The sequence below is a fragment of the Brevundimonas sp. genome, assembly GCF_030704825.1.
Classification (GTDB): domain Bacteria; phylum Pseudomonadota; class Alphaproteobacteria; order Caulobacterales; family Caulobacteraceae; genus Brevundimonas.
Genome location: NZ_JAUYNX010000014.1, coordinates 155,598 through 180,473, shown reverse-complemented (window position 1 = coordinate 180,473; position 24,876 = coordinate 155,598). Strand labels below are relative to the sequence as shown.

Annotated in this window: 20 protein-coding genes; 4 read left to right on the top strand and 16 right to left on the bottom strand. The window is 68.8% G+C overall.

The window, feature by feature from the left end; translation table 11 throughout:
- From Q8Q71_RS06415 to Q8Q71_RS06380, 8 genes are all read right to left on the bottom strand, one after another.
- Positions 1–2,382, bottom strand: coding sequence for a xylulose 5-phosphate 3-epimerase (locus tag Q8Q71_RS06415; RefSeq protein WP_305758799.1), 2,382 nt, complete (start codon positions 2,380–2,382; stop codon positions 1–3).
- A gap of 155 nt (positions 2,383–2,537) precedes the next feature.
- On the bottom strand, positions 2,538–3,533 hold the full coding sequence (locus Q8Q71_RS06410) for a ribose-phosphate pyrophosphokinase (protein ID WP_305758798.1): 996 nt from the start codon (positions 3,531–3,533) through the stop codon (positions 2,538–2,540).
- 44 nt (positions 3,534–3,577) lie between these two features.
- Complete coding sequence (locus Q8Q71_RS06405; RefSeq protein ID WP_305758797.1) at positions 3,578–6,748, bottom strand: efflux RND transporter permease subunit; 3,171 nt, start codon at positions 6,746–6,748, stop codon at positions 3,578–3,580.
- Positions 6,748–7,743, bottom strand: coding sequence for an efflux RND transporter periplasmic adaptor subunit (locus Q8Q71_RS06400; protein WP_371315932.1), 996 nt, complete (start codon positions 7,741–7,743; stop codon positions 6,748–6,750). The genes Q8Q71_RS06405 and Q8Q71_RS06400 overlap by 1 nt, the downstream gene beginning before the upstream one ends.
- Before the next feature lie 360 nt (positions 7,744–8,103).
- Positions 8,104–9,411, bottom strand: coding sequence for a TolC family protein (locus Q8Q71_RS06395; protein ID WP_305758796.1), 1,308 nt, complete (start codon positions 9,409–9,411; stop codon positions 8,104–8,106).
- Positions 9,412–10,483: 1,072 nt separating this feature from the next.
- Complete coding sequence (locus Q8Q71_RS06390) at positions 10,484–13,564, bottom strand: efflux RND transporter permease subunit (RefSeq protein ID WP_305758795.1); 3,081 nt, start codon at positions 13,562–13,564, stop codon at positions 10,484–10,486.
- Positions 13,561–14,631, bottom strand: coding sequence for an efflux RND transporter periplasmic adaptor subunit (locus tag Q8Q71_RS06385; protein WP_305758794.1), 1,071 nt, complete (start codon positions 14,629–14,631; stop codon positions 13,561–13,563). The genes Q8Q71_RS06390 and Q8Q71_RS06385 overlap by 4 nt, the downstream gene beginning before the upstream one ends.
- A 105-nt stretch (positions 14,632–14,736) precedes the next feature.
- The gene (locus tag Q8Q71_RS06380; RefSeq protein ID WP_305758793.1) at positions 14,737–15,366 is read right to left on the bottom strand and encodes a TetR/AcrR family transcriptional regulator; all 630 of its coding nucleotides are present in this window, start codon (positions 15,364–15,366) and stop codon (positions 14,737–14,739) included.
- A gap of 5 nt (positions 15,367–15,371) precedes the next feature.
- Here Q8Q71_RS06380 and Q8Q71_RS06375 point away from each other — a divergent pair, with 5 nt between their 5' ends.
- The 4 genes from Q8Q71_RS06375 to Q8Q71_RS06360 all read left to right on the top strand — a co-directional run bounded on the left by Q8Q71_RS06375 (position 15,372) and on the right by Q8Q71_RS06360 (position 19,435).
- The gene (locus tag Q8Q71_RS06375; RefSeq protein ID WP_371315931.1) at positions 15,372–16,904 is read left to right on the top strand and encodes an efflux transporter outer membrane subunit; all 1,533 of its coding nucleotides are present in this window, start codon (positions 15,372–15,374) and stop codon (positions 16,902–16,904) included.
- A gap of 120 nt (positions 16,905–17,024) precedes the next feature.
- Complete coding sequence (locus Q8Q71_RS06370) at positions 17,025–17,921, top strand: NAD(P)/FAD-dependent oxidoreductase (RefSeq protein WP_305758791.1); 897 nt, start codon at positions 17,025–17,027, stop codon at positions 17,919–17,921.
- A 15-nt stretch (positions 17,922–17,936) separates the two neighbouring features.
- A complete protein-coding gene (locus tag Q8Q71_RS06365; protein WP_305758790.1) occupies positions 17,937–18,416 on the top strand; it encodes an isoprenylcysteine carboxylmethyltransferase family protein in 480 nt (159 codons plus the stop codon).
- Between the two features lie 203 nt (positions 18,417–18,619).
- Positions 18,620–19,435: an oxidoreductase gene (locus tag Q8Q71_RS06360; protein ID WP_305758789.1), complete on the top strand. Its 816-nt coding sequence runs from the start codon at positions 18,620–18,622 to the stop codon at positions 19,433–19,435.
- A 706-nt stretch (positions 19,436–20,141) separates the two neighbouring features.
- On the opposite strand, the gene Q8Q71_RS06355 is transcribed toward Q8Q71_RS06360, so the two are convergent.
- From Q8Q71_RS06355 to Q8Q71_RS06320, 8 genes are read right to left on the bottom strand one after another with little or no spacing between them, the layout of a single operon-like run.
- On the bottom strand, positions 20,142–20,606 hold the full coding sequence (locus Q8Q71_RS06355) for a chemotaxis protein CheE (RefSeq protein WP_305758788.1): 465 nt from the start codon (positions 20,604–20,606) through the stop codon (positions 20,142–20,144).
- Positions 20,603–21,205: a response regulator gene (locus tag Q8Q71_RS06350; RefSeq protein ID WP_305758787.1), complete on the bottom strand. Its 603-nt coding sequence runs from the start codon at positions 21,203–21,205 to the stop codon at positions 20,603–20,605. The genes Q8Q71_RS06355 and Q8Q71_RS06350 overlap by 4 nt, the downstream gene beginning before the upstream one ends.
- 4 nt (positions 21,206–21,209) lie before the next feature.
- A complete protein-coding gene (locus tag Q8Q71_RS06345; protein ID WP_305758786.1) occupies positions 21,210–21,560 on the bottom strand; it encodes a hypothetical protein in 351 nt (116 codons plus the stop codon).
- Positions 21,560–22,114 carry a chemotaxis protein CheD gene (locus Q8Q71_RS06340; RefSeq protein ID WP_305758785.1) on the bottom strand — a complete coding sequence of 185 codons (555 nt, stop codon included), beginning with the start codon at positions 22,112–22,114 and terminating at the stop codon, positions 21,560–21,562. The genes Q8Q71_RS06345 and Q8Q71_RS06340 overlap by 1 nt, the downstream gene beginning before the upstream one ends.
- Positions 22,111–22,500 (bottom strand): response regulator, encoded by a 390-nt coding sequence (locus Q8Q71_RS06335; RefSeq protein WP_305758784.1) that lies wholly within the window; start codon positions 22,498–22,500, stop codon positions 22,111–22,113. Before Q8Q71_RS06335 ends, Q8Q71_RS06340 begins: the two co-directional genes overlap by 4 nt.
- A 10-nt stretch (positions 22,501–22,510) precedes the next feature.
- A complete protein-coding gene (locus Q8Q71_RS06330) occupies positions 22,511–23,551 on the bottom strand; it encodes a chemotaxis response regulator protein-glutamate methylesterase (RefSeq protein WP_305758783.1) in 1,041 nt (346 codons plus the stop codon).
- The gene (locus tag Q8Q71_RS06325; RefSeq protein WP_305758782.1) at positions 23,548–24,414 is read right to left on the bottom strand and encodes a protein-glutamate O-methyltransferase CheR; all 867 of its coding nucleotides are present in this window, start codon (positions 24,412–24,414) and stop codon (positions 23,548–23,550) included. The genes Q8Q71_RS06330 and Q8Q71_RS06325 overlap by 4 nt, the downstream gene beginning before the upstream one ends.
- The gene (locus tag Q8Q71_RS06320; protein WP_305758781.1) at positions 24,411–24,875 is read right to left on the bottom strand and encodes a chemotaxis protein CheW; all 465 of its coding nucleotides are present in this window, start codon (positions 24,873–24,875) and stop codon (positions 24,411–24,413) included. The genes Q8Q71_RS06325 and Q8Q71_RS06320 overlap by 4 nt, the downstream gene beginning before the upstream one ends.
- Between the last annotated feature and the right edge of the window lies 1 nt (position 24,876).

Genomic DNA, 24,876 nt, shown 5'->3' with positions numbered 1-24,876 from the left:
TCAGGTCTCCGGTGTCCAGAGCGCTGCCGGATCGCCGTGGCCGTCGAGCGTTGCCCGCTCGGGGCCGGTCAGCAGATCGTCGCGGGCCCAGCCGCAAAGGCCGGCGGCCGCGTCGACGACATGCGCCCAGCTGCAACGATTGGCGAACAGCAGGCCGGCGACGTCCAGCGTGCCGCCCCGGCTGATATAGCCCAGCGCCGTCGTTGACCGTGGCCCGCCGTCCAGGCGGCGCAGGAGACCCAGCATCGGTTCGGGCCGGGTGTGGCTGAGGATCACCCGCGGAAGCGAGTTCGGGAAGAGCTCGCCCAGGGTTTTGTCGTCGACCGTGTGCCCGGCCTCGAGCGAGTCCCGCGACGAACGAAAACGCGCCGGCTCGAGCAGGACGGTCACGCAGCTGCGATGACCGCGCGCCTTCAGTCGGCGGCCCGCCCTGAGCGCCTCCTCAGCCTGGTAGCCTCCAATGGCGACGAACTGGACCTCGGCGTCCTCCGGATCACCGCCGAGGTGCGCCGCGCCCGCCCGGACCAGGGCTTCCGCTTCGGGGCCGGCGAACCGGTGCGCCACCGGCCGTTTGGGCGCGACCAGGCAGGCGATCTGGCCCCGTCGGCCGTAGACATCGCGCAGGGCGGCGACGGCGCTGTTGGCGTCGATCGGGAAGAGCACCCGGGCGGTGTCGGACATTTCGCCCAGAAGCGCCTCGCCGATGGTCGGGTCCTGGTGCGACTGCTCGTTCTTGGCGTTCTCCCAGGTGTGGGAGGTCACGATCAGCGGAACGGAAATCCAGCCCGGCTCCTGGCCCAGTTCGCGCTGGTGGCGGGCGAAGATGATGTCCTGGCGAAGCCCGCCAAGCATCTTCATCGCGAACGCCTCGTAGCTCACGATCAGGTTCAGCCCGCCCTTGTTTCCGAGGGCCGCGCCGGCCACCGCCTCCTCATTGAGGGCGGTGATCACGCCGCCGGCGACGGACTCCGGCGTTCCGCCCTCCGGTTCGTTGACCCGATGACGAAGGCGATCGAGCGTCCGCCCCATGTGGTTGCTGCGCAGCTCGTCGGGATTGCCGACGCGCACGCGAAGAGACGGGTTCGCCGCGACGAGGCTCACGAACCACGCGTCGAGCGCCTCCATCGCACATTCGGCGTCCCCCCGCGACTCGGCCCAGATCGGCTGTGGCAGGACGGGCGCCGGCGGATGGCGCATCGCGGCCGGGTGCCGGCTCTCCGGGGGACGCCCCTGTGCCTCGTGGGTGGCGAGCGCCCTGACCGCGTCATCGAGGGTCTTCGGTTCGACGAACAGAATCCTGGCCGCGCTGTGGAAGGCGCGGCGCGCCGCGGCATCCCGCCGGGGCGTCGTCTCCAGGGGGAGATTGTGCGCCAGGTTCGTGCCCTCGCCCGGAAAGCCGAAGCCCTTGACCGTTTCGGCGATGACGTACGGCAAGGCCGCCGGATACCGATGGGACGGGTCGGCGGCGAAACGCGACAGCCGGTCCTCGGCTTCGAGGATCGCCCAGGCGAAGGCGGCCGGATCACGCCCATCGACGAGCAGCGGATCGAAGCCGCTCAGGCGAAGATGCGCCGTCAGCCACGCGGCGCCCCCTTCCTGGGCGATCTGGGTGCGCTCCTCGATGCGGCGGCCGTTGAGGATCATGACCGGTATGGCGAGGCCGCAGTCCTCGGCGCGCCACCAGCGCGGCGACCAGTCCGAGCCCCTCTGCTCCTCGAAGGCGCCATCGCTCAGAAAGGCGACCAGGCTCTCGCCCGGCAGGGGCATGTGGACGTACTGGACCTCGGCGAATCCGAGGTATCCGCCTTCCGAAACCGCCCCGGCGGTGTTGGCGCCGGCATGGCTGCCGATCGGAACCGCCGGCCGCCCGTCCGGTCCGATGGCGTAGGAATAGAAGTCGGCCGCCAGCCGGGAGAGTCCGGCCTCGCTGCGGTCGTACCGGCCCCGCTGCGACGGCGAGACGTCGCCGGTCAGGGCGTTGACCGCCTCGATCCCCGCCACGCAATGGCCCTGGCCCATCACCCAGGAACGGGTGAGGCCGGAAAGGGCGTTCGCGGCGAGGTAGCCGACGAAGGCTGGGACCATGTTGAGGGACCCGCCGGTGTGGCCCTCCGGGGTAGGCTTGAACGCGTCCGGCGGCAGGTCGGCGCCCGAGAGGTCGACGCGCTGCGCATAGGTCATGTGGGCGACGGTCCACATGCCGGCGCTGGCCAGGCGGTCGGCGGCGGCGAGCCGGCCATACAGCTCGTCCGCCGGGCCCTTGCCGCTCGCCTGCAGGCGGGCCACGAGCGCCTCGATCCGCGCGACCGTCTCCGGCGCATGCCGGATGACGCCGTAACCCGCGGCCCAGACATCCCGGCCTTCGAGGGGCGCGGAGATCACGACATGCCTCCTTGATCAAGTCGGCGCGCGGGCGCTTTCGCCTGGCCGCGGTGATCGGACTCCCGCCGCATGCGCTTCTGGCTCATCTCCATTTGCACGCCTCCCCATAGGCCACCGCCCGGCCTCCGGCCTTGCGCTGCGTCAACGGGTGGCGTTCACGCATCGTCCGACGCCCCGCCCGGCGGATCGCTGGCCGGAAACGATTGCAGACCGGCCAATTCGACCGGATCGATCGCCTCCGGGGGTCGGCGGCGGCGTACCGGACCGGCCGTGTCCAGGTTCTGTGCGATCGCGTCGGCCACCAGGGGCGCCAGGGTGATGGCGTTGCTCCGATGGGGGACGGAGTCGGTCGACACGATGCGCTCGGCCACCGCCGAAAGCCGGTCGTACGCATCGCCCGCGAAGACGCCGTGCACGACGGCGCAGACGGGTCTGGCGAGACCTCGGCCGGGCAGCTGACGGGCCGCTTCGGTCATCGTACGTCCGGACGAGGCGATGTCGTCGATCAGGACCGGCCGCCGGCCGCCGAAGCCGGAGAGGTCGGGAACGGCGATCTCCACGTCGCGGTCACCATGCCGGATCTTGCGCAGGACGAGGTGGGGCGCTCCCACCCGCCCGGCGACGGCGGAGACCCACTGCTCGCTTTCTTCGTCCGGCCCGATGATCAGCGGGTCGTGAACCTCCGCCGCGATCCAGTCGGCGAGCGGCGCGGCGGCATGCAGCACCTGGCTGTCGATGTCGTAGAGATCGGAGAGCGCCTTGTAGCGGTGCAGATGGGGATCGACCGTGGTCAGCCGGTCGAACGTCGCGCTGATCAGCCGGGCGAAGCTTCGGGAGGTGATCGCCTCGCCGGGCCTGAAGCGGCGGTCCTGCCGCATGTAGGCCAGGTAGGGGGCCACGAGATTCACCGCGCTTGCGCCGAGATCGCGGGCGGCGTCCGCGGCGAAGACCAGCGGCAGGATGGCGTCGTCCGACGGGGCCAGGGTGCAGACGATCTCCACGATCGAGCCGCGCACGTCCGAAAGAAGCCGGACATAGCTTTCGCCGTCCGGAAAGCGGCGGGTCTCCAGTTCCCCCAGTCGCCAGCTGCCTTGCGCAGCCAGGGCCGCGGCGAAGGTCTCGTTGCCGGGCATCGGCAGGATCACACGCATTTACGTCCTTTACGCTGATCAGGGCCTCCGCCTCTTGTTGCAGATCAAACAGCCGGGCGATCACCGCCAGCCGCGGGAAGCCGGGTGCCGGACGCCGGACGCGGCCGCCTGCGCCGCAACAGCAGGTAACCGGCCGGGATGACCAGCATGGACAGCAGGGGCGCGGTCAGCATGCCCCCGACCATGGGCGCGGCGATGCGGCTCATCACCTCCGAGCCGGCTCCGTGGCCGACGAGGATCGGCAACAGGCCGGCGAGGATAACCGCCACGGTCATCGCCTTGGGCCGCACGCGCAGCAGGGCGCCCTCGCGCACCGCTGTCTCCACCTGATCGGGCGACGGCGCCGGGCCCCGGTCGGCGAGGGCGTGCCGCAGGTAGATCAGCATGACCACCCCGAATTCGGCGGAGACGCCGGCCAGGGCGATGAAGCCTACCCCCGTCGCCACCGACTGGTGGTAGCCGAGCAGGTAGAGCAGCCAGACCCCGCCGACGAGCGCGAACGGCAGCGTGCCCATGATCAGCAGCGCCTCGTCGAGCCGACGGAATGTCAGGTAGAGCAGGCCGAAGATGATCAGCAGGGTCGCCGGAACGACCAGCACCAGCCGCTGGGAGGCGCGTTCGAGGTATTCGAACTGACCCGCGTAGGCGACGCTCACCCCCGGCGACAGCCGAACCTGCCCGGCGACGGCCTGCCTCAGGTCCGCGACCACCGATGTGAGGTCCCGCCCCCGCACGTCGACATAGACCCAGGTGGAGGGCCGTCCGTTCTCGCTCTTGAGCATCGGCGGCCCGTCGGCGACACGCAGCGACGCGACGGTTCCCAGGGTGATCTGCTGGCCCGACGGCGTCAGGACCGGCAGGGCGCGAAGGTCCTCAACGCTGTCACGCAACTCGCGCGGATAGCGCACGCTGATCGGATAGCGCGCCAGCCCCTCGACGGTCTGGCCGATGGTCTCCCCGCCGATCGCTCCGGCGACGATCGACTGGACGTCGGCGATGTTGAGCCCGTAGCGGCCGGCCAGGGCGCGATCGATGTCGACATCGATATAGCGTCCGCCCGTCAGCCGCTCTGCGAGGGCCGAGCTGACCCCCGGCACGGCCCTGGCCACACCCTCGATCTCGGCGGCGATGCGGTCCAGCTCCGCCAGGTCGGCCCCCGAGACCTTGACCCCGATCGGGCTCTTGATGCCGGTGGCGAGCATGTCGATCCGGTTGCGGATCGGCGGCACCCAGACGTTGGAGAGCCCGGGAACCTGGACAGCGCGGTCGAGCTCCTCCACCAGCTTCTCCGGCGTCATGCCCGGACGCCACTGGTCGCGCGGCTTGAACTGGATGGTGGTCTCGAACATCTCGAGAGGAGCCGGATCGGTGGCGCTCTCGGCCCGACCCGCCTTGCCGAACACCGTCTTCACTTCCGGCACGGCGGCGATCATGCGGTCTGTCCGCTGCAGCAGGCGGGAAGCCTGCGCGGCCGACAGGCCCGGCAGGGCGGACGGCATATAGAGCAGATCGCCCTCGTCCATGGTCGGCAGGAACTCGCCGCCGAGGCGCGAAAGCGGCCAGGCCGCCGAGAGCAGGACCAGCAGGGCGACCGCGAGCGTCAGCCTGGGCCGCCGCAGGGTGAGGTCGAGCGCCGGGCGATAGGCCCGGGTCAGGAGGCGATTGATCGGATTGTCCTGTTCGGCCGGGATCCGGCCGCGGATCAGATAGCCCATCAGCACCGGCACGAGGGTGACCGACAGGATCGCCGCGGCCGCCATGGCGTAGGTCTTCGTGAAGGCGAGAGGGGCGAACAGCCGCCCCTCCTGGGCCTGCAGGCTGAACACCGGCACGAAGGACAGGGTGATGATAACCAGGCTCAGGAACAGCGCGGGGCCGACCTCGGCGGCGGCCTCGGTCACCACACGCCAGCGGGCGTCGCCCTGCAGGGTCCCGTCCGGATGGTCGTGTTCCCATCGCTCGATATGCTTGTGGGCGTTCTCGATCATGACCACGGCGGCGTCGACCATGGCGCCGACGGCGATGGCGATCCCGCCCAGCGACATGATGTTGGCGTTCACCCCCTGCAGGTTCATCACCAACAGGGCGGCCATGACCCCCAGGGGCAGGGTCAGGATGGCGACCAGGGCCGAGCGGGCGTGCCAGAGGAAGAGCCCGCAGACGAGCGCCACGACGAGGAATTCCTCGAGCAGCTTGCCGCTGAGGTTCTCGATGGCGCGATCGATCAGGCCGGATCGGTCGTAGACCGGGACGATCTCGACGCCGGCGGGAAGGCCGGGCTTGAGCGCCTCCAGCCGCGTCCGAACCTCGCCGATGACGGCCCGGGCGTTCTCGCCCGACCGGAGCACGACGACGCCGCCGACAACCTCGCCTTGCCCGTTCAACTCGGCGACGCCCCGGCGCATTTCGGGTCCAACCTGGACGGTGGCGACATCGCCCAGGCGCACGGGCACGCCGCCCGCGGCGGTGCGGATCGGAACAGCGCGGAAGTCGTCCAGGTCGGCCAGATAGCCGCCGGCGCGGACCATGTATTCGGCCTCGGCCAACTCCAGCACCGAGCCACCCGTCTCCTGGTTGGCCCGCTGCAGCGCCTCTGTCACCGCCTGGTGAGTGACGCCGTAGGCGACCAGTTTCACCGGATCGAGCACGACCTGGTACTGGCGCACCATCCCGCCGACCGTCGCCACCTCGGCCACGCCGGGCACGGTCTTGAGTTCGTAGCGCAGGAACCAGTCCTGCAGGCTGCGGAGCTGGGCGAGGTCGTGCCGCCCGGTTCGGTCGACCAGGGCGTATTCGTAAATCCATCCGACGCCGGTGGCGTCGGGCCCCAGGGCGGGGCGCGCGGTCTCGGGCAACCGCGCCTGGACCTGGTTGAGGTACTCCAGCACCCGCGAGCGGGCCCAATAGAGATCCGTCCCGTCCTCGAACAGGACGTAGACGAAACTGTCGCCGAAGAAGGAATAGCCGCGCACGGTCCGGGCCCCCGGCACCGACATCATGGTGGTCGCCAGCGGATAGGTGACCTGGTTCTCGACGATCTGCGGGGCCTGACCGGGGTATGGGGTGCGGATCACGACCTGGACGTCGGAGAGGTCCGGCAGCGCGTCGACCGGGGTGCTGCGCACGGCCAGCAGTCCAGCAGCGAACAGGGCCGCGGCGAGGATCAACACCAGCACGCGCGCACGCACCGACAGCCGAATGAGAGCGGCGATCATCAGTGCGCTCCCCCGTGTCCGGTGTGATCCGGGACCGGCGGCGGCTCGGCCGGCGCCGCCGGCCGGGCGGCCCGGCGAGCTGCAGCGGGGCTTCGCCGAGCGGCGACCCGTTCGGCCGGGCCCGGAGCGGACTCAGCGAGGGGCCGGGCGGCGACGCCGGCCAGGCTGGCTTCGGAATCGATCAGGAACTGGCCGGAAGCGACGACCCGCTCGCCCTCGGCCAAGCCCTGGAGGACCTGGGTCCGGCCGCCGGTTTCGCGGCCGACCCGGACCTCGGCGGCGCGATAGCGCCCGTCGGCCTCGGCCAGCATGACCAGCGTCCGGGTTCCGGTGCGGATGACCGCTTCGGACGGGACCAGCAGGGTTTCTTCAGTTCCGCCCCCGAAGACGACCTGGCCGAACATGCCGGGCCGCAAGCGACCGCCGCGGTTGGCAAGCTCCACACGGCCGACGAGGGTGCGACTGTCGCCGGACACCTCCGGCAGAAGTGCGGAAAGCCGCCCACTGAAGCGTTCGTCCGGGAATCCGGTGAAGACGACCTCCACTCCCTGCCCCACCCGCAGCCGCGAGGCCTGGACCTCCGGGACGGCCGCGTTCAGCCAAACCGTGGAGAGGCCGTTCACCTCCGCCAGGGTCTGGCCTTGCGCGACCGTCATGCCGGCCCGCACTCCCAATGTGCGGATCACCCCGCCCGAGGGGCTGGTCACCGTCACCGTCGTCCGCTGTCGCCCGGTGCGTTCCACCGCGGCGACAAGGGCCTCGGGCATACCCAGCAGCAGCAGGCGCTGCCGGGCCGCCTGGGCCAGGCGCGGGTCGCCGGTCGCCCTGACGGCGAGGTATTCCGCCTGGGCCCCGCCCCACTCCGGGATCAGCAGGTCGGCGAGCGGCGCGCCGGCGGCGATCACGTCTCCCGGCGCCCGGCCATAGACCCGCTGCACGAAGCCGCCGGCGCGGGCCTGAACGACAGACAGATCGCGCTGATTGAAGTCGACCACGGCGGGAACCGTCAGCCCCCCCCCCGAGCACGCCTCGCTGGACGGTCGCGTAGCGGGCCCCCAAGGCCTGGGTCAGGGCCGGGTCGATGCGTACGCCCGCCTGCCCTCCGGCTCCGGCCTCGTCGGCGTAGCGAGGGACCAGCGGCATATCCATGAACGGCGACTTGCCCGGGGCGTCGAAATGCCGGTCGGGGGCCATCGGATCGTACCAATAGAGCACCCGCCGCTCGGACGCGGTGGTCGGCGGGGGCGGGTCGCCCACGGGCAGGTAGCGGACGACCGCGGCGCCCGCGACGGCGCCGGCGACCAGCAGGCCGGCGGCGGCGGCGGCGAGCCGGAGGCGGTTTGCGGGAATGCGGATCATAGGGCGTCCTCCCCGTAGGTGAGCGCGATGCGAACGGTCTCGCGGACGACCATGGCCTCGCGGTCAAGGGTCTCGAGGCGGGCCTCGGCCACCGCGGTGAAGGCGTCGATGACCTCCGGCAGGCTGGCCCGCCCGGCGCCATAGCTGGCCGTCTCGAGCGACGAGCGGTCGAGCGCGGCGGGCAGCAGCACGTCGCGGGCGCGCAGCCCTTGTTCATGGTGCATCCGGTGCTCGGCGAGATCCGCCTCAAGGGCCGCGCGCAGGGCGCGCGCCGCCGCCTCGCGCTCGACGCGGACCCGGCGGGCGTCCGCGCCACGGGCCGCGATCACCGGGTCCTGCCGCCGATTGGCGAACAGCGGCAGGCTGACGCGCGCGCCGACCGAGAGCATGTCCCCGTACAGCGGGTCGCGGCGGCCGTAGCCGAGTTCGAAACTCCAGTCCGGGTGACGTCCAGCCCGCGCCAGAGCGGTGTCGGCGTCGGCCCGGTCCGCGGCCGCCGCCCAGGCGCGAAGCGCCGGCGCCCGGTCCAGGCCGGCCCGAAGAGCTTCCTCGTCAAGCGTCGGTTGAGGCGGCGGCCCCGCCACCTGCGGCTCCGGTTCGCCCGTCCAGCGGGCGAGTTCGGCCCGGGCGCGCCCCTCGGCCGCCACCAGGGCGCTGCGCCGATCCTCCAGGGCTACCTTGAGCCGGACCGGCGACAGAGCCCCCGCGGGCCGGTCCTGGCCCGAAGCGACGGCGGCGGGGGCGGCGTCCCAAAGCGGTTCCAGAGCCGCCAGCGCCTCGTCGAGCGCCTCCCGGCGTCGCTTGGCGTAGTACAGGTCCAGCCAGGCCAGGGCGGTCGCGACCCGCACCTCGCGTGAGGTGACCCGGGCCTGCATCTCGGCGACGCCAACTTCGGCGGCGGCGCCCTGGCGCTCGGCCTGCCGGCGCGCGGCGCTCGGGACGGCCTGCATGACGCCAACCCGGACCATGGTCATCTCGTCCGCGCCTGGCGACCCGGCCATCGGACCCGAGATCGGAAAGTTCTCCAGCGCCACGAAAAGTTCGGGATCGGGCAACTGCCCGGCGGCGGGCGCCGCCGCCCGTGCGGCTTCGACCGCCAGGTCGCGGGCGCGGATCTCGGGTGCGTCGGCCGCGGCGCGTTCCAGCGCCTGATGGTAGGTCAGCGGTCCGGCCAGGGCCGGCGGCGCGAGCGCGAGGCTGAGGACGGCGGCGGCGGCGGCCTGACACCTGGCGAGCGGGCGGCGCGCGAGTCGCGGATGACCGCAGCCGTCGGCGCGCGCCCTCCAACAAGAGGGAGCAAACATGGGAATATCCGGATTATGGGCGCGATCGCGCCGTTGACGTGGCCCGGATCAGCGCCGGGCAGGCTCGACGGGGCTTAGCCGCGGCCTCTGGGAGGTCTCAGAATCCGGGCGGCCCGGGCCTCGTCGGGGCTCTCCTGCGGATCGCCCCGCAACCGCATCCTCGTGACGACAGGGACAGGCGCCCTGACGGCGGCGGGCAGCAACGCGAGCGGCGCGGCGCAACCCGGCTTGGCCATGCAGGCCGACGACGAATCCGGACACGGTTGGTCCGGCTCGGGAACGTCTTGATCGGCCATGCCGCCGCTATCGGGACAATCGGCCATCGCCGCGGCGACCTGGGCGGACGAGTGTGGCGGCATCGCCTGGGCGCCGGACTGACCGACGAGCCCGGCCAGGGCGAGGGCGACGACAAGGGCTCGCAGGAGCGTCCACATGCTTCGAGTTGGCGCGCGCTTCCGGCCCAAGTCAAAGAAATACAACAGCACTACGGACAATTACGGAGGCGCATCGACCGTTTGCCGGCTCGCGCCTGCCGACCTGGCTGGCCCGCTCTGTCAGTCAGGGGCGCATGCCTGAGATCTTCCCGCAGCCGTCGTGCAAGAACCGCTCAGCCGCGCGGGCGACCGCCTGAGGCTGGTCGCCGGAAACCAGACCACGGCCACCTGCTCTCGCCGGCGGCGTCCCGCAGAACGGCGACATCACCAAGCTCTCATAAGCCGGAAGCGGACGCCGGGACCGAAAGCCTACCACCGTAGAACTCCGGGTCGAGCAGATCAGCTCAGTCAGCCAGGCGCCTTGCCATCAACAAAGCCCCTCGCCAGAGGCCGCACCCGCATGCCCGCCGCCCCTCACTCCCACTCGATTGCTCAACCATCCATAAGTTACTGTTTTTGAGCGTTTTTGTTGGCGATCTTGCGGCCAGCGCCAATCCGCATACCGAATACATTTTTAGCTATTGAAAGTATTGGAGAAATTCAAAGCAATAACGACATCTTTCGACATGTATTGACAACGCCCCGCCGCCACTACGCTACCGACTCAGATGAGCGAAGCGGAGGCTTCCAGCATATCATCATCCAGCTCCTTGATGGGTCGGCGTCCTCACGTTCCGACCCACCAACCAGAGGACGTAGAGCGCAGGCAGGAAGAAGAGGGTGAGCGCCGTCCCCACCAGGGTTCCGCCAATCAGAACGATCGCCAACGCCCCCCAGAAGGTCGACAGCGTCAGCGGCAGGAAGGCGAGCACGGCGGCCAAGGCGGTCAGCAGCACCGGGCGGGCGCGGCGAACAGTCGCCTCGACCACGGCGTCGATCTCGTCCAGGCCCCGGGCGCGCTCCGCCTCGATCTGATCGACCAGGATCAGAGTGTTGCGCATCAGGATTCCGGCCAGACCGATCAGGCCGAGGATGGCGTTGAACCCGAACGGCGTGCCGGTGATGAGCAGGGCCGGCACGGCGCCGATGATGCCGAGTGGCGCCGTCGCGAACACAAGGCCCGTCATCTTGAACGACCGCGTCTGGAGCATGATGACGGTCAGCATCAGGATGATCATCAAGGGGAAGAGTGGGGCCAGGGCGGCGTTGGCCTTGGCCGATTCCTCGACCGAGCCCGCCGTCGTGATCGCGTAGCCGGTCGGCAGGCCGGCCTTGAGATCCTCCAGCTTGGGCAGGATGGCGGCGGTCACGACCGGCGGCTGGACCCCGTGGACAATGTCGGCGCGGGCCGTGATCGTGGGCTGGCGGTCGCGCCGCATCAGGATGGGATCCTCGAAGGTCGGAACCAGTCGCGCGACGCCGCTGAGAGGGACGGGGCGACCCTCGGCCGTGCTGATGACCAGGTTGTCCAGCCCATCCAGATCACGGCGATCCTGCTGGTCGGCGCGGACGACGACGTTCGCTGTGCGATCCCCGGTCCGCATCTGGGACACGGTGACGCCGGACATCAGGGCGCCGACCTGCTGCGAGACGCTGGCGGGATCCAGGCCCAGAAGCCTCAGACGCGCCTCGTCGAACTCCAGCCGGACGCTCGGCGCGCGCTCACCCCAGTCCAGATTGATGTCCACCGTGCGCGGATCGGCGCGCATGATCTCGGCGGTCCGGGCCGCGATCTGACGCAGCTTGTCGGGATCGGGACCGGAGATCCGGAAGGCGACCGGATACGGCACGGGGGGACCGAACAGCAGGGTCGAGACGCGAACCCGGGCCTCGGGATAGGCGCCGGACGCGATGCGGTCGCTGATGATCTTGCGCAGCTCATCGCGGTGCTCGTGACCCGTGGTCAGGATGACGATCTTGGCGAAGGAGGGATCGGGGAGTTCCGGGTTGGCGGACAGGAAGAAGCGGGGCGCGCCGGCGCCGACGTAGCTGTCGGTGTAGATCGCCTCCTCGTGACGGCGGACATCGGTTTCGATACGGGCGACCAGAGCCTCGGTGGCGCGGATGCTCGTGCCCTTCGGCATCGCCACCTCGACCAGCAGTTCGGGCCGGTCGGAGGTGGGGAAGAACTGCTTGGGCACGAACACCGCCAGCAGTCCGCCGGCGACGAACAGGGCGGCCAGGACGGCCAGGGAGACCTTGCCCCGGTTGGCGACTGCGCTCCGGACCCAGCCCCGGAAACGCTCATAGCGTTTGGTGGCGTAGAGGGCGTCGTGCCCGCCCTCCTCCACCTTGATCTTCGGCAACAGCTTCACGCCCAGATACGGGGTGAAGTAGACGGCCACGACCCACGACACGAGCAGGGCGAAGGCGACGATCCAGAAGATGTTTCCCGCGTACTCGCCCGCCGTGGACTGGGCGAAGCCGACGGGCAGGAAGCCGATCACGGTGACGAGCGTACCCGTCAGCATCGGGGCCGCGGTCGCGCCCCAGGCGAAGGTCGCCGCGGCCGTCCGCTCCATCCCCTCCTGCATCTTCACCACCATCATCTCGATGGCGATGATGGCGTCGTCGACCAGCAGGCCGAGCGACAGGATCAACGCGCCCAGCGTGATGCGATCGAAGTCCCGGCCCGTCATCAGCATGATGACGAAGACGGCCGACAGCGTCAGGGGCACGGCGGCCGCGACGACCAGGCCGACCCGGAAGCCGAGCGCGACCAGGCTGACGACCATGACGACGCCCAGGGCCACGACGAACTTCAGCATGAACTCGTTGTAGGCGTAGGCGATGTTCTTCGATTGGTCGGCCGTCTGCGTCAGGGTCATGCCGGCCGGCAGCTCGGCGCGGATTTCGGCGACCTCATGGGCCAGCGCCTCGCCCAGAACCGAGCCATTCCAGCGTTCGCGCATGACCACCCCCAGCATGATCGCGGGGGCGCCATCGTGCCGGACCACATAGGTCGCCGGATCGGCATAGCCCCGGCGAATCTCGGCGATATCGCCGAGCCTGAAGCTGCGGCCGTCGATGGCGACGGGCGTGTTGCGCACCGACTCGGCACCGTCGAAGGCGCCGCCGACGCGGATGTTGACCGACTGGGCTCCGGTCTGAACCGTCGCGTCGCCTGTCAGCAGGTTCTGCTGGGCCAGGGCCCCGATGATGCGGTCGGGCGCGATGCCGAGCGTGGCGAGCCGGCGGTTCGACAGGTCGACGAAGATGCGCTGGGGCTGTTCGCCGATGATGGTGACCTTCTTGACCCCATCGACCTGCAGCAGCCGCTCGCGCATGACCTCGGCCTCGCTGACCAGTTCACGATGCGGCATGCCGACGGCCTGGAGCGCGAAGAGGCCGAAATAGACATCCGAATACTCGTCATTGACGATCGGGCCGATCACGCCCCGCGGCAGGTTGACGGCCTCGTCCTGCAGCTTCTTGCGGGCCTGATAGAACTCGTCCTGCACGGTCCCGGGAGGGGTGGCGTCCTGCAGCGTCAACGTCATGGTGACGACTCCGGGCCGCGCCTGGGTCTCGACGCGGTCGTAGTAGCGCAGTTCCTGCAGCCGCTTCTCAAGCCGGTCGGCGACCTGGTCCTGCATCTCTTCCGCCGTCGCGCCCGGCCAGACGGCCGTGACCGTCAGCACCTTGATGGTGAAGGTCGGATCCTCCGCGCGTCCCAGGTTCAGGAAGGCGAAGGCCCCCGCCGCAAGCACGGCCAGAATCAGGAACAGGGTGACCGACGGGTGGCGAACACCTGCCGCCGAAAGATTGGGAATCTTCACGGGCGCACCGCCGAGGTCTGAGCGGCCAGCCGCACCGCCTGGCCTTCGCGAAGCCGGTTGGCGCCCAAGGTCACGATTCTGTCGCCTGCGGCGAACGAACCGGCGATGATCGACGCCGCCTCCTCGCCGAGACGCGCGATGCGGACGGGCCGGAAGGTCACCTTGTTGTTGCGGACAACCCAGACGCCGGGCCCTGAGCCTGGATCGTGAAGCGCCGTGAGGGGCACCTGGATCTCGGCGGCGGTCGCACGGGGCAGCTCCACCGTCACGGTCGATCCGAGCGGGATTTCGGACTGGCTGAGCACGAACCGGGCGTCGAACGTGCGTGTCAGGGGATCGGCGACGCCGGCTACCTCGCGCAGCTGGGCGGGGATCGGCGTTGTCGAGCCGTACAGATAGGCCTGACCGGTTCTTGGCAGGGTGGCGAGCTGGGTTTCCGGCACGGCGATCGCCGCCTCGCGATTCCCGGCGCGCGCCAGCCTCACGACCACCGCGCCGGGCGCAACCACCTGCCCCGGCTGGGCCAGAACCTCGGTGACGACGCCGTCGGCATCCGCGACCAGGGTGCCGTAGCTGGCCTGGTTGCCGGCTTGGCGCGCCCCCGACCGGGCGGCGGCGACGGCGGCTTGGGCCGACTCCGATGCCGCGAGCGCGGCGTCATAGGCGGAGCGAGACACCGCGCCAGCGTCGAGCAGCCGGCGCTGGCGGGCTTCTTCCGCTGTGGCCTGCGCCGCCTGGGCCTCGGCGGAGCGGACCTGATCTCGTGATGCACTGGCTTGAAGCTGCAGGTCGGTCGCGTCGATGCGCATCAAAACCTGTCCGCGCCGAACCCGCTGGCCGGGATCGACGAGCCGTTGCACGACCTTGCCGCCGACGCGGAAGCCCAGGTCGCTCTCGGTGCGGGATCGAACCACCCCGGTGTAACGGAGGGGCGCTGCTTCGGCGCCGCCAACGACGGTCGTGCGGACCAGCGGGCCCCCCGCCGTTTCGTTGGGTGCGCCCGATCCACAGGCGGCAAGGGCAAGGACAAGGAGGATCGCAAGAGGACGCGGGGACGGGACGAGCATCGGAAAGCCTCGAAAGAGTTCGCTTTCCCACACACCTAGCGCCGTCATCAAAGGAATGAAAGATGAAAAATTACCTCATCAATCATTTTATGAATTTGACCTATGCTAACTGGTGCGCAGCCCTTGGACGAGCAGACGGCAGATGCGGTCGCTCGTGGCCGCCAGATCCTCCGCGCCGAAAACCTCGATCATGTGCGGGTGCCAAATCCGGGTCAGGGCGGCGCAAACGGTGTCAGCCAGGATTTCAGGGTCGCCCTTCGCGAAGACGCCCCTGCGTTGCCCTTCCATGAGGACGTGGCGAACCGCGCCCCGCAAGCCGTCCAGGTAGGCATCGACGACCGGCCATTTTTCCCGCGCCGCCACGGCGCAAAGCTGATTCACGCGCTGTTCGCTGAACGACAGGCGAAGCGTTTCCTCCAGCACGGCCCGGCTCAGCGCCTCCAGAGCCTCGCCGGGATCGCGGGTCGCCCGAGCCTCGGCCCAGGCCCGATCCTCGATGACGGCCAGTGCGCGCGCGGCGATGGCCTCATTGATCGCCTGGCGGTTCGGGAAACTGCGGTAGAGGTTGGCGGGCGACATTCCCAACTCGCGAGCGACGTCGCCGATCGTCGTCTTGTCGAACCCGATGGATTCGTAGAGCCGCTCGGCGGCCGCCAGAATTTCCTCCCGGCGATCGACGCTGGGCCGGCCGGGACGCTTCGCTCCAACCGAGGGAATATGCGACTTGCTTTTCATGAAATATGATATATCTCGTCATTCTACATCAAGCAAGGGACTTCCCCATGAGGGCGCCTCTACCTGCCATCCTGCTGGCCACGATATCGCTGTCCGCCTGCGCGAGCCAGCCGTCACCGACGCCGCCTGTGGCTCTGCCGGCAGCCTTCGCCGCCTCGACGCTCGAAGCCGAAGGATTGCCGACGGCTCGCCTCGAGCCGAACTGGTGGCGTGCTTTCGGCGACCCGGTGCTCGATCGCGTGGTCGAGGACGCCCTGCTCGGCAACCTGGACATCGAAGCGGCCGCCGCCCGGCTGCAGCAGGCTGCCGGGGCGTCGCGGGTCGTAACCTCCAACCGCCTGCCCTCCGCGACGTTCGGCGCATCCGGATCGACACAGCGGCAGTCCCTCGAGGATCCCCTGGCACGGATGGCGTCGGCGTCTCCTGACTACGACAGGACCGGCGATCTCTACGGCCTGAGCGCCGCGGCGTCCTGGGAGCTGGATCTCTTCGGCCGACTGTCAGCCGCGCGCCGGGCCGCTGCCTCGGACCAGAGGGCGGCGGCGATCGATGTCGAAGGCGCCCGGCTGAGCGTCGCCGCCGAGATCGCCAACGCCTACATCACCGCCCGGGAACTCCAGACCCGGGTTACAATCGCCCGGGCGCGGGTGCGCACCACGGATGAAGTGCTCGATCTCGTCGCCCTTCGCCACGCGGAAGGCGCAGCGTCGCGCTTCGAGATGGACCAGGCCCGCGCCGACGCCTCGGCGTCCAGGGCCATGCTTCCCTTGGTGGAGGCGGGACGCGACGAGGCGTTCAATCGCATCGATCTGTTGTCGGGGCGGGCCCCGGGCCATGCCGCCGCCATTCTCGGCGAGGGCGTCATCCCCGCCGCCCTGGCGGTCACGACCGACGACGGTCCCGCCGCCCTCCTGGTGCGCAGGCCCGACATCGTCGCTGCCGAAAGCCGGCTGGCGGCTGCGGACGCCCGGGTCACCGAAGCCGTGACGGCCTACTATCCCCGCCTCACCATCCAGGGCCTGGTCAGCTTCCTGTCCTCGGGCCTGTCAGGGCTTTTGTCCGACGAAACCCTGCAGGCCGCGGGCTCGGCCGGCCTGTCCGGCCGGCTATTCGACTTCGGCGCTGCACGGGGCGGCGTCGAGGCTGCGCGAGGCCGGACGCGCGAGGCCGCGGCGGCCTATCGCCTGACCATCTTGCGAGCCGCGTCGGAGGCCGAGGACGGCTTCTCCCGTCTGGCGCGCGGCAATCGACATGCGCTCGAACTGGCGGAGAGTCGGGCCGCGCTGACGCGGGCCAGCGCGACAGCGCGGACGGCCTACGATCTTGGCGGTTTGAGTCTGAAGGATGCGCTGGACGTTCAACGACGCCTGCTCGACGTCGAGGACGCCGCCGCCACGGCACGCGCCGACGCCTCGCGGGCCTCAGTCGGCCTGTTCCGGGTTCTGGGCGGTGGATGGTCGTCCGAAGCGGCAACCCGCGCCTCGACCCAAGCTTGTCCGCAATCCGTCAGCGAGGGAGCGACGTCATGCGACGCGTAGTCGTCACCGGGCGACTTTGCCGAAGCCCTGCTCGCTGCCCGTCCCAGCGCGTATCGCTGGACGATATTGCGCACCAGGCCCAGCCGGACCCCCTCCATCCGCGACACGGAGCCCATCACCATGGATGACGTCATCATCATCGGCGGCAGCTTTGCCGGTCTCGCCGCCGCCCTGCAGCTCGGCCGCGCCCGCCGCGAGGTCACCGTTCTTGATACCGGCCTGCCGCGCAACCGCTTCGCCGGCCACTCGCACGGGGTGCTGGGCCACGATCACAAGCCGCCATCGGACATCCTGGCCGAGGCGCGGCGGCAGCTGGCGCGCTATCCCGCGGTCAGGCTGGTCAACGCCCGCGCCGACAGCATTTCCGGCGCCATCGACAATTTCTCGGTCCTCACTGGCGATGGCGAAAGCCTTGGCGCGCGCCGCTTGATCCTGAGCTATGGCGTCGTCGACCAGATGCCTGATGTTCCGGGTTTTGCCGAAGGCTGGGGCACGTCCATCGTGCCCTGCCCCTATTGCGACGGCTTTGAAGTCGCCGGCCAGCATTGGGGCCTCGTCTGGTCCGGCCCACAGTCGATGAATCAGGTCCGGCTGTTCCACGATTGGACCGACAGGTTGACGGTCTTCGCCGATGGCCACGACATTCCGCCCGATGTCCGGGCCGATCTGGCGCGCCGCAATACGCCTTTCATCGATGGCCGGATCATCGAGATCGTCCGTCATGGGGACCATAACGCCACCCTCAATCTCGACACCGGCGCCAATGTCGCGGTCGACATCCTGTTCGCCCATCCGCGCAACAAGCCGTCCGCGAGCCTGCATGAAGCACTGGGCCTCGCCACGGTCGATACGCCCCTAGGCATCATCCTCAAGGTCGACGAGCGCCGCGAAACCAGCATGCCCGGCATCTACGCCGCCGGCGACCTCGCCAACCCCATCACGCCGCCATCGGTCACCCTGGCATCATCGCACGGCGCGATGGCGGGCATCTTCGCCCAGCAGTCGATGCTGGTTTGAGAGGACAGATTGGAGATGAGCATAGCCGTCGAACCGGACAGCGCGGGCGTGCGCTTCCCTCCGCCCTTCGTCTATCTGGGAGCGCTGCTGTTGGGGCTGGCGGCGGAGCAGTTCGTCACCCTGCGCTCTTTCGGCATTGACTGGCTGTTGCTGGCCGCGACGGGCGCGCTGCTGTTCGTTGCCGGCGCGGCGATGATGCTTGCGGCGGCGGGGCTGTTCCGGCGGCTGGGCACAAATGTTCCGCCGTCGCAGCCAACGACCCTCATCGCAACGACCGGTCCCTATCGGTGGACCCGCAATCCCATGTATCTCGGAATGGCCCTTGTCTATGCCGGCCTTGCGATCGGCTTCGACGGGCCGATCGCCTTCGCCTTACTCCCGTTGGTGCTGATCGCGATCCAGACGCAGGCTATCGCCCGCGAGGAGCGCTATCTCGAAGCAAAATTTGGCGACGAATACCGCCGCTACAAGGCCGAGGTTCGCCGATGGCTTTGACTATCCCGCCGCCGCCGCTCGCGGCGCCGCGAAACCAGCATGCCCGGCATGGCCGCGGGCCATCCTGAAGGTTGCGGGCCGGTGTCACGGAATATCGAGTGGCCGGCTGACCCCTCAGTACACCTGGCGCCACCGGGCTGATGCACGGCGGCCCGAAAGGAACGTCCATGCCTCTGAAGAGTAAAGAAAAGGAAGTAGTCCTCATGAATACGACCAATCCTAGCGTCGCCCTGGTGACCGGCGCATCCTCCGGCATCGGTCTCGCCACCGCCAAGGCCTTGCGGAATGAGGGCTTTCGGGTGTTCGGAACCAGCCGCCGCGTCGCGGCGGAGAGATCCGACGGCACTACTATGCTGGCCTGTGACGTTACCGACGATGAGTCCGTGGCGAAACTGGTCGAGCGGGTCCTGGCCGAGGCCGGCCGCATCGATCTACTCGTCAACAATGCCGGCATGGGTCTGCTCGGCGCCGCGGAGGAGTCCTCGACGGTCCAGGCGCAAGCGCTGTTCGACGTGAATGTCTTCGGCGTTCTACGCATGACCAGGGCGGTGCTACCGGCCATGCGCCACCAGGGGAAAGGCAGAATCGTCAATGTGAGTTCGGTGCTGGGCTTGATCCCGGCTCCCTATTCCGCCGTTTATGCGTCGACCAAGCATGCCATCGAAGGCTATTCCGAGTCGCTTGACCACGAGCTTCGCACCTTTGGCATTCGCGTTGTGTTGGTCGAGCCCGCCTATACCAGGACGGCATTTGAAGAAAACCAAGCCAGGCCAGACCTATTGATTGACATCTATGACTCCGCGCGCGCCGGCATGAATGTGATCATGAGGAAAGCAATAGAAACCGGCGACGCCCCGGAAGTCGTCGCCAGGACGATTGTCGAAGCGGCGACCACGTTCGTCCCGAAGAGGCGCTACGCGGCGGGAAAAATGGCGCGCCAGGTCAGCTTCCTGCGCCGTTTCGTCCCCGAATCCGCCTTCGACAAAAGCCTGCGAAAGCAGAACGGATTGCCGGCCTGACGCCAGGTTTCGTTGAGCCACCAGGGCAGGTCAGAATGTCGAGCGACTGATCCGAGCCAGTCGTCGCTGGCGATAACTGACGCCGTCAAAAATGCCGTCAGACCTCAGAGCCTGCCTAGGCTAGATCCTGGACCGAGCCGTTGTATTTCAACGGCTTAGAGTCAAGAGGAGTCCAATTGATCATCTGGGTTGTGATACGAAAAATTTCGATAACATATTGATTAATATTGATTATTTTCGAACGCCTCACTCCCGCTCGATTGCGCATTTCTATACAAGTATCTGTTTATATTACGATTTTTCCTACCCTAACGTCATGGGACCGATCAGTACACCGAACCAGGAATGAGATTTTGAAAACATTGAAGAAATTCAAATCAATAAACTGTTGGTGATTTCGGCGTCTTTTGCGATCTATTGCAGCTTACACCGGCGCCAACCGTGACTCGCTCGGCACCTAAGCTACCTGGCGCCGCTCGATTATTGCGTAAACTTGGCCCGCGCTCGCAAGCCGTGAAGTCCTCGGCTACCGGCGCCTCGACCAACCCTCCCCACGCCGAGGCCCGCATAGCGCCAGAGGCGGACATTCGCCGAACGCCACAAAGCAGACGGGGTGTCGCACCCGAATCCGGTTCGGCCCGTTGCGGAGCCACCAACCGGCGGGAGGACCCCAAGGGGGCGTCAATGGGAGCCGTCAGTCAGACTGTTAACCCGACTGCCTGGGAAGTCGCGCTACAATCGACGCAAGGCCTTCCTGGAGTATGCGTGTCGCTTCGGTGGACTCACAGCCGGCGGCGAGGATCAGCCGCATCGCGCGGACGTGGACCTCCACTGGTGGCCATCGCCAACACCCCCCCGCCATCATCCGATCGCTGGTTTCGCATAGGCTGAAGGCGGCGGCGTAGAGGGGGCCAGTGTCGAAAAAGCCGGCCGCGTCGGCAAAGGCCGAGGCGAGTTCATAGACCTGGGCTTCGGCTCCTTCGCCGCGAGCGGCGCAAGCGGCTTCAAGGCGGGCGAGGGTCACCGCCAGCGACCGCATGCCCTCCTCGCGATGGCTTTCCAGCCCGGCTTCCGCCGCCCGTATCGCCTCACTCACGGTGCGGCCTCCAGGCCTGGCCATCTGGACGGCCAGGCTGCTCTTCTGGGTGTTGAAGTTGCGGACCACGGTCACAGGGCCACCCGGCGCGGCTTGAATAATGTGTCGATGTCGGACTGGTCCATGTTCTCCTCCACGGCCTGGCCGACGTGGGTCGACAGGTCTCCCTTGCGGCGTCCGGCGACGTTCAGGGGCGGGCCGAGGTGCCGTACTCTTCGGTCGGGCCCTCTGTAGTCTTCGGATTCGACAAACTCGCGCTCGTCGGTGGCCAGCCAGACGATGCGCTCGAGCAGGATGGTGGGGGTCAAGGGCTTGGTGACCACGAAGCTGGCGCCGCAGTCGAGGCTCTTTTTCACCTTCGAGGCGGCGGCATGGCCGGTCAGCATGATGACCGGCGTCAGGCAGGTGGGGCGAGGTGTCTCATGGCGAAGCCAGCGGACGAAGTCATAGCCGTCCATGTCGGGCATGGCGCAGTCGACGAGGATCAGATCCACCGTCCGGCGCTTGACGATCTCGGTCGCCTCGAGCGCGGAGTCGCAGCGAATCTGCTCCCGAACCCCGAACCCCTGGATCACCGAGCTGAGGATATCGAGAGCCTGGGAATTGTCGTCGATAAGCAGCAGGGTGGCGTGGTCGAGGTTGACGCGATCGGATCCTCTGGAACGACGGGCCATAATCTCACCCGAACAGCAGGAGGTCGCCAGGGCGGGATGCGGGCTCCACCTCGGGTGGGGCGGAGAGGGCGGCGGCCTGGAGCCGGACCGCCAGCGCGGCCAGGGGAATGGACGCGAGGGCGTCCTCCACCGGGGCGCCGGTCGACAGGGCGCCTGCCAGGGCCCGGAGGGAATCCAGCTTTTGGCTCAGGTCATCGACCGCCTGCGCCTGGACCAGAACGCCATGTCGACGCTCGGGGAGGGCCTGCCAGGCATGCTCAGTGACGAGACCCGACAGGCCTTCCACCGTCTCCATCATGGCGCGGAGCTCGACGGACAGGCCGGCGAACAGGGCCCGGGATTGCGACGGCGTCATCAGAACAGCTCCACGGCGCCGGCGTCGGGGGCGACGACCGGCCGCGCCGCCAGCACGGCCGCGAGCGGCGGGCTGTGGTCGGCCACCGGCCTTTGCAGGGCTCGTCCGGTCACCGGCCAGTACTGGACCCGGCGGCCGCCAGCGCCTCTCAGGCTGCCGCCCGCCACGGCGATCCCCTCGTCGCGCAGAAAACGTTCGGCGAAATCGGCGTTGGCGCGGCCCACGTCCTGCAGGGAGTCGAACATGCGGCCGCCGCCGAACAGCTTGGCTTCGAACCGGTCCCGCCGGCCGCCCATCTTCAGGCAGTCGTTGATCAGGATCTCCATGGCATAGGCGCCGTAGCGACGACCGGCGTCCTTCCCGCAGGCGACTCCGTCCGGCAGAAGGAAATGGTTCATGCCCCCGATTCCGGCCACCGGATCGCGCAGGCACATGGCGACGCAGCTGCCCAGGATGGTGGTGAGCATCACCCCGGGGTCGGCCGTCACATAGTGCTCGCCCTGGCCTACGTGAACGCGGTGCGAGGCGGCCGGGTCCAGCAGCGCCGTCGTCATGTCAGCCCACCAAAAACGGTTTCGATCTTCTCCTTCAGCTGGGCCACGGTGAAGGGCTTGACGAGGTAGTTGTTGACCCCGAACTGGACCGCGCGGGCGACCAGGTCGCGGTCGGCCCGGCCGGTCAGCATGATGAAGGCGGCGCCGGCCGTGGGCGGGTGGGCCCGGACCGCCCGAAGCAGGCCCAGACCGTCCAGCACCGGCATGTTGAAATCCGAGATGATCAGATGGGCCGGCTGGGCCAGCATGTGGCGCAGTCCGGCCTCGCCGTCGCCAGCCTCGCGAAATTCACGGAATCCGAGCTGCTGCATGCTGGTGCGGATCAGGGCGCGCATCGAGGCCTGATCGTCGACGATGAGGGTGTGGATGGCGGCGGCGGCGGGCATGGGTCGGTCCTCAAGCAACAGGTGCGGCGTCGCGCGGGCGGGCCGCGCAGAGTTCGAGAATGGCGGAGGGTATGCGGCTCAGGGGCAGTTGACGTTCGACAGCGCCGAGCTCGAAGGCGGCCTTGGGCATGCCGTAGACCACGCTGCTGGCCTCGTCCTGACCCAGGGTGCGGGCTCCGGCCTGGCGCATCTCCAGCAGGCCCTCGGCTCCGTCGCGGCCCATGCCGGTCAGGATAAGGCCGGCCATGGGGCGGCGCAGCCGGGCGACGGACCGGAACAGGACGTCGACGGACGGCCGGTGGCCGCTGACCGTGCCGGAGCGCACCAGACGGCATCGCGGCGTGATCCCGGAAACCTCCAGATGGGTGTCCCCGCCCGGGGCGATGTAGACGGTTCCGGGCGCCAGGGGCATGCCGTCCTCGGCCTCCATCACGGTCGCCGCCGAAGCCTTGTCGAGGCGCGCGGCGAAGCTGCGGGTGAAGGTCGCCGGCATGTGCTGGGTGACAACGGTGGCGGGGCCGTCGGCGGGGAAGGCCGAGATCACGGCCAGCAGGGCTTCGACGCCGCCGGTGGAGGCGCCGATGGCCAGCACCAGATCCAGATTGACCCGGTAGTCGGCGGACGGGCGGGCGGGCGGGATGGCGCCGCCGGCGCGGACCCGCGAACGCGCCGCGACCTTGACCCGGCTGGCCAGGTCGGCGAAGGCCTCGACGGCCGTAATCCCCGCGGACGGCTTGCCGACGGCGTCCACCGCGCCCAGTTCCAGCGCCGCGAGGGTGATCTCGGCGCCGGCCTGGGTCAGGGTCGAGACCATCACCACCGGCATCGGCCGCAGGCGCATGATCTTCTCGAGGAACTCCAGCCCGTTCATGTTGGGCATCTCGATATCGAGGGTGATGACGTCGGGGTTCAGTCGCTTGATCGCCTCGCGCGCCTCCAGCGGGTCGGCGGCCGAGCCGACGACCTCGATCTCCGGGTCTCGGCGCAGCGCCGCCGTGATCAGGCCGCGCATGGTCGGGGAGTCGTCGACGACGAGGACGCGCACGGTCATGACGCCAGCCTGTAGGCGGTCAGGCCGCTGGTCTGCAGCCGCTTGGCGGCCGGGCCGCTGACCCGTTCCGAATGGCCGATGTAGAGGGTGGCGCCCGGCGCCATCAGCGGCGTGAACCGGCTCCAGACCCGCTCCTGGGTGGCGTCGTCGAAATAGATGACGACGTTGCGGCAGAAGATGACGTCGAACTTGCCCCGCATCGGCCAGTCGCCGATCAGGTTCAGCTCCTTGAACGACACCAGTCGGCGAAGCAACGGGCCGGCGCTCAGCCGGTCGGCGCCCTGGGCCGGGACCTTGTCGAAGAAGCGATGGCGCAGCAAGGCCGGTGCGGCCTCCAGAGCCTCCTTGGAATAGACGCCGGCGACGCCCTCGGCGACCATGTTGGGATCGATGTCGGTGGCCAGGATTCGCACGTCCAGATCGGCTGCCTCGGGCAGGACCGACAGAACCGTCATGGCCATGGAATAGGGTTCCTGCCCGTTCGAGCAGGCGGCCGACCATAGGCGCACCCGGCCGCCGGCGCGGGCGCGCTCGACGAGGGCCGGCATCACCTCGTCGCGCAGATGGTCGAAATGGTGCGGCTCGCGATAGAAGCGGGTCACATTGGTGGTCAGGGCGGCGGTCATGATCTGCCGTTCATCGACGCCGTCGACACCCTGGATCAGGGCGCAATAGTCCCTGAAGCTGCGCAGGCCGAGCACGCGCAGCCGCTTGGCCAGCCGTGAATAGACCAGGGCGGCCTTGCCCTCGTTCAGGGCGATGCCCGCATAGCTGTGCAGGATTTCGGCGATGTGGCGGAAATCCTCCGCAGTGAAGACGAACTCGCCTTCGACCAGCGTATTGCGCCCGGCGACGGTGGTCATGCGGCCTCGGCTTCGGTTTCGGGCACGATGCGGTCGAGTTCGATCAGGCTGATCATGCGGCCGTCGATGGCGAAGATGCCCTTGACGAAGGTCTTCACGTGGTCGCTGGCGATGTCGGGCGTCGGCTGCACCTGCTCGTCGGTCAGCTGGATGATGTCGGAGACAGCGTCGACGAGCAGACCCACGGTACGGTCGCCGATCCGCGCCACCATGATGACGTGCCGGGCCGTCGGCTCGGATGTGCGGAGCCCGAAGCGGGCGCCGAGGTCGACGATCGGCAGCACGGCGCCGCGGAGGTTGATCACCCCCTTCATGAAGCCGGGGGCCCGCGGCAAGGGGGTGGCCGGGGTCCAGCCCCGGATCTCGCGCACTGACATGATATCGACGCAGAACTCCTGCTCGCCGATGCGGAAGGCGATCAGTTCGCGCGAGGCCGAGGCGGCGGAAAAGGTGTCGGTCATG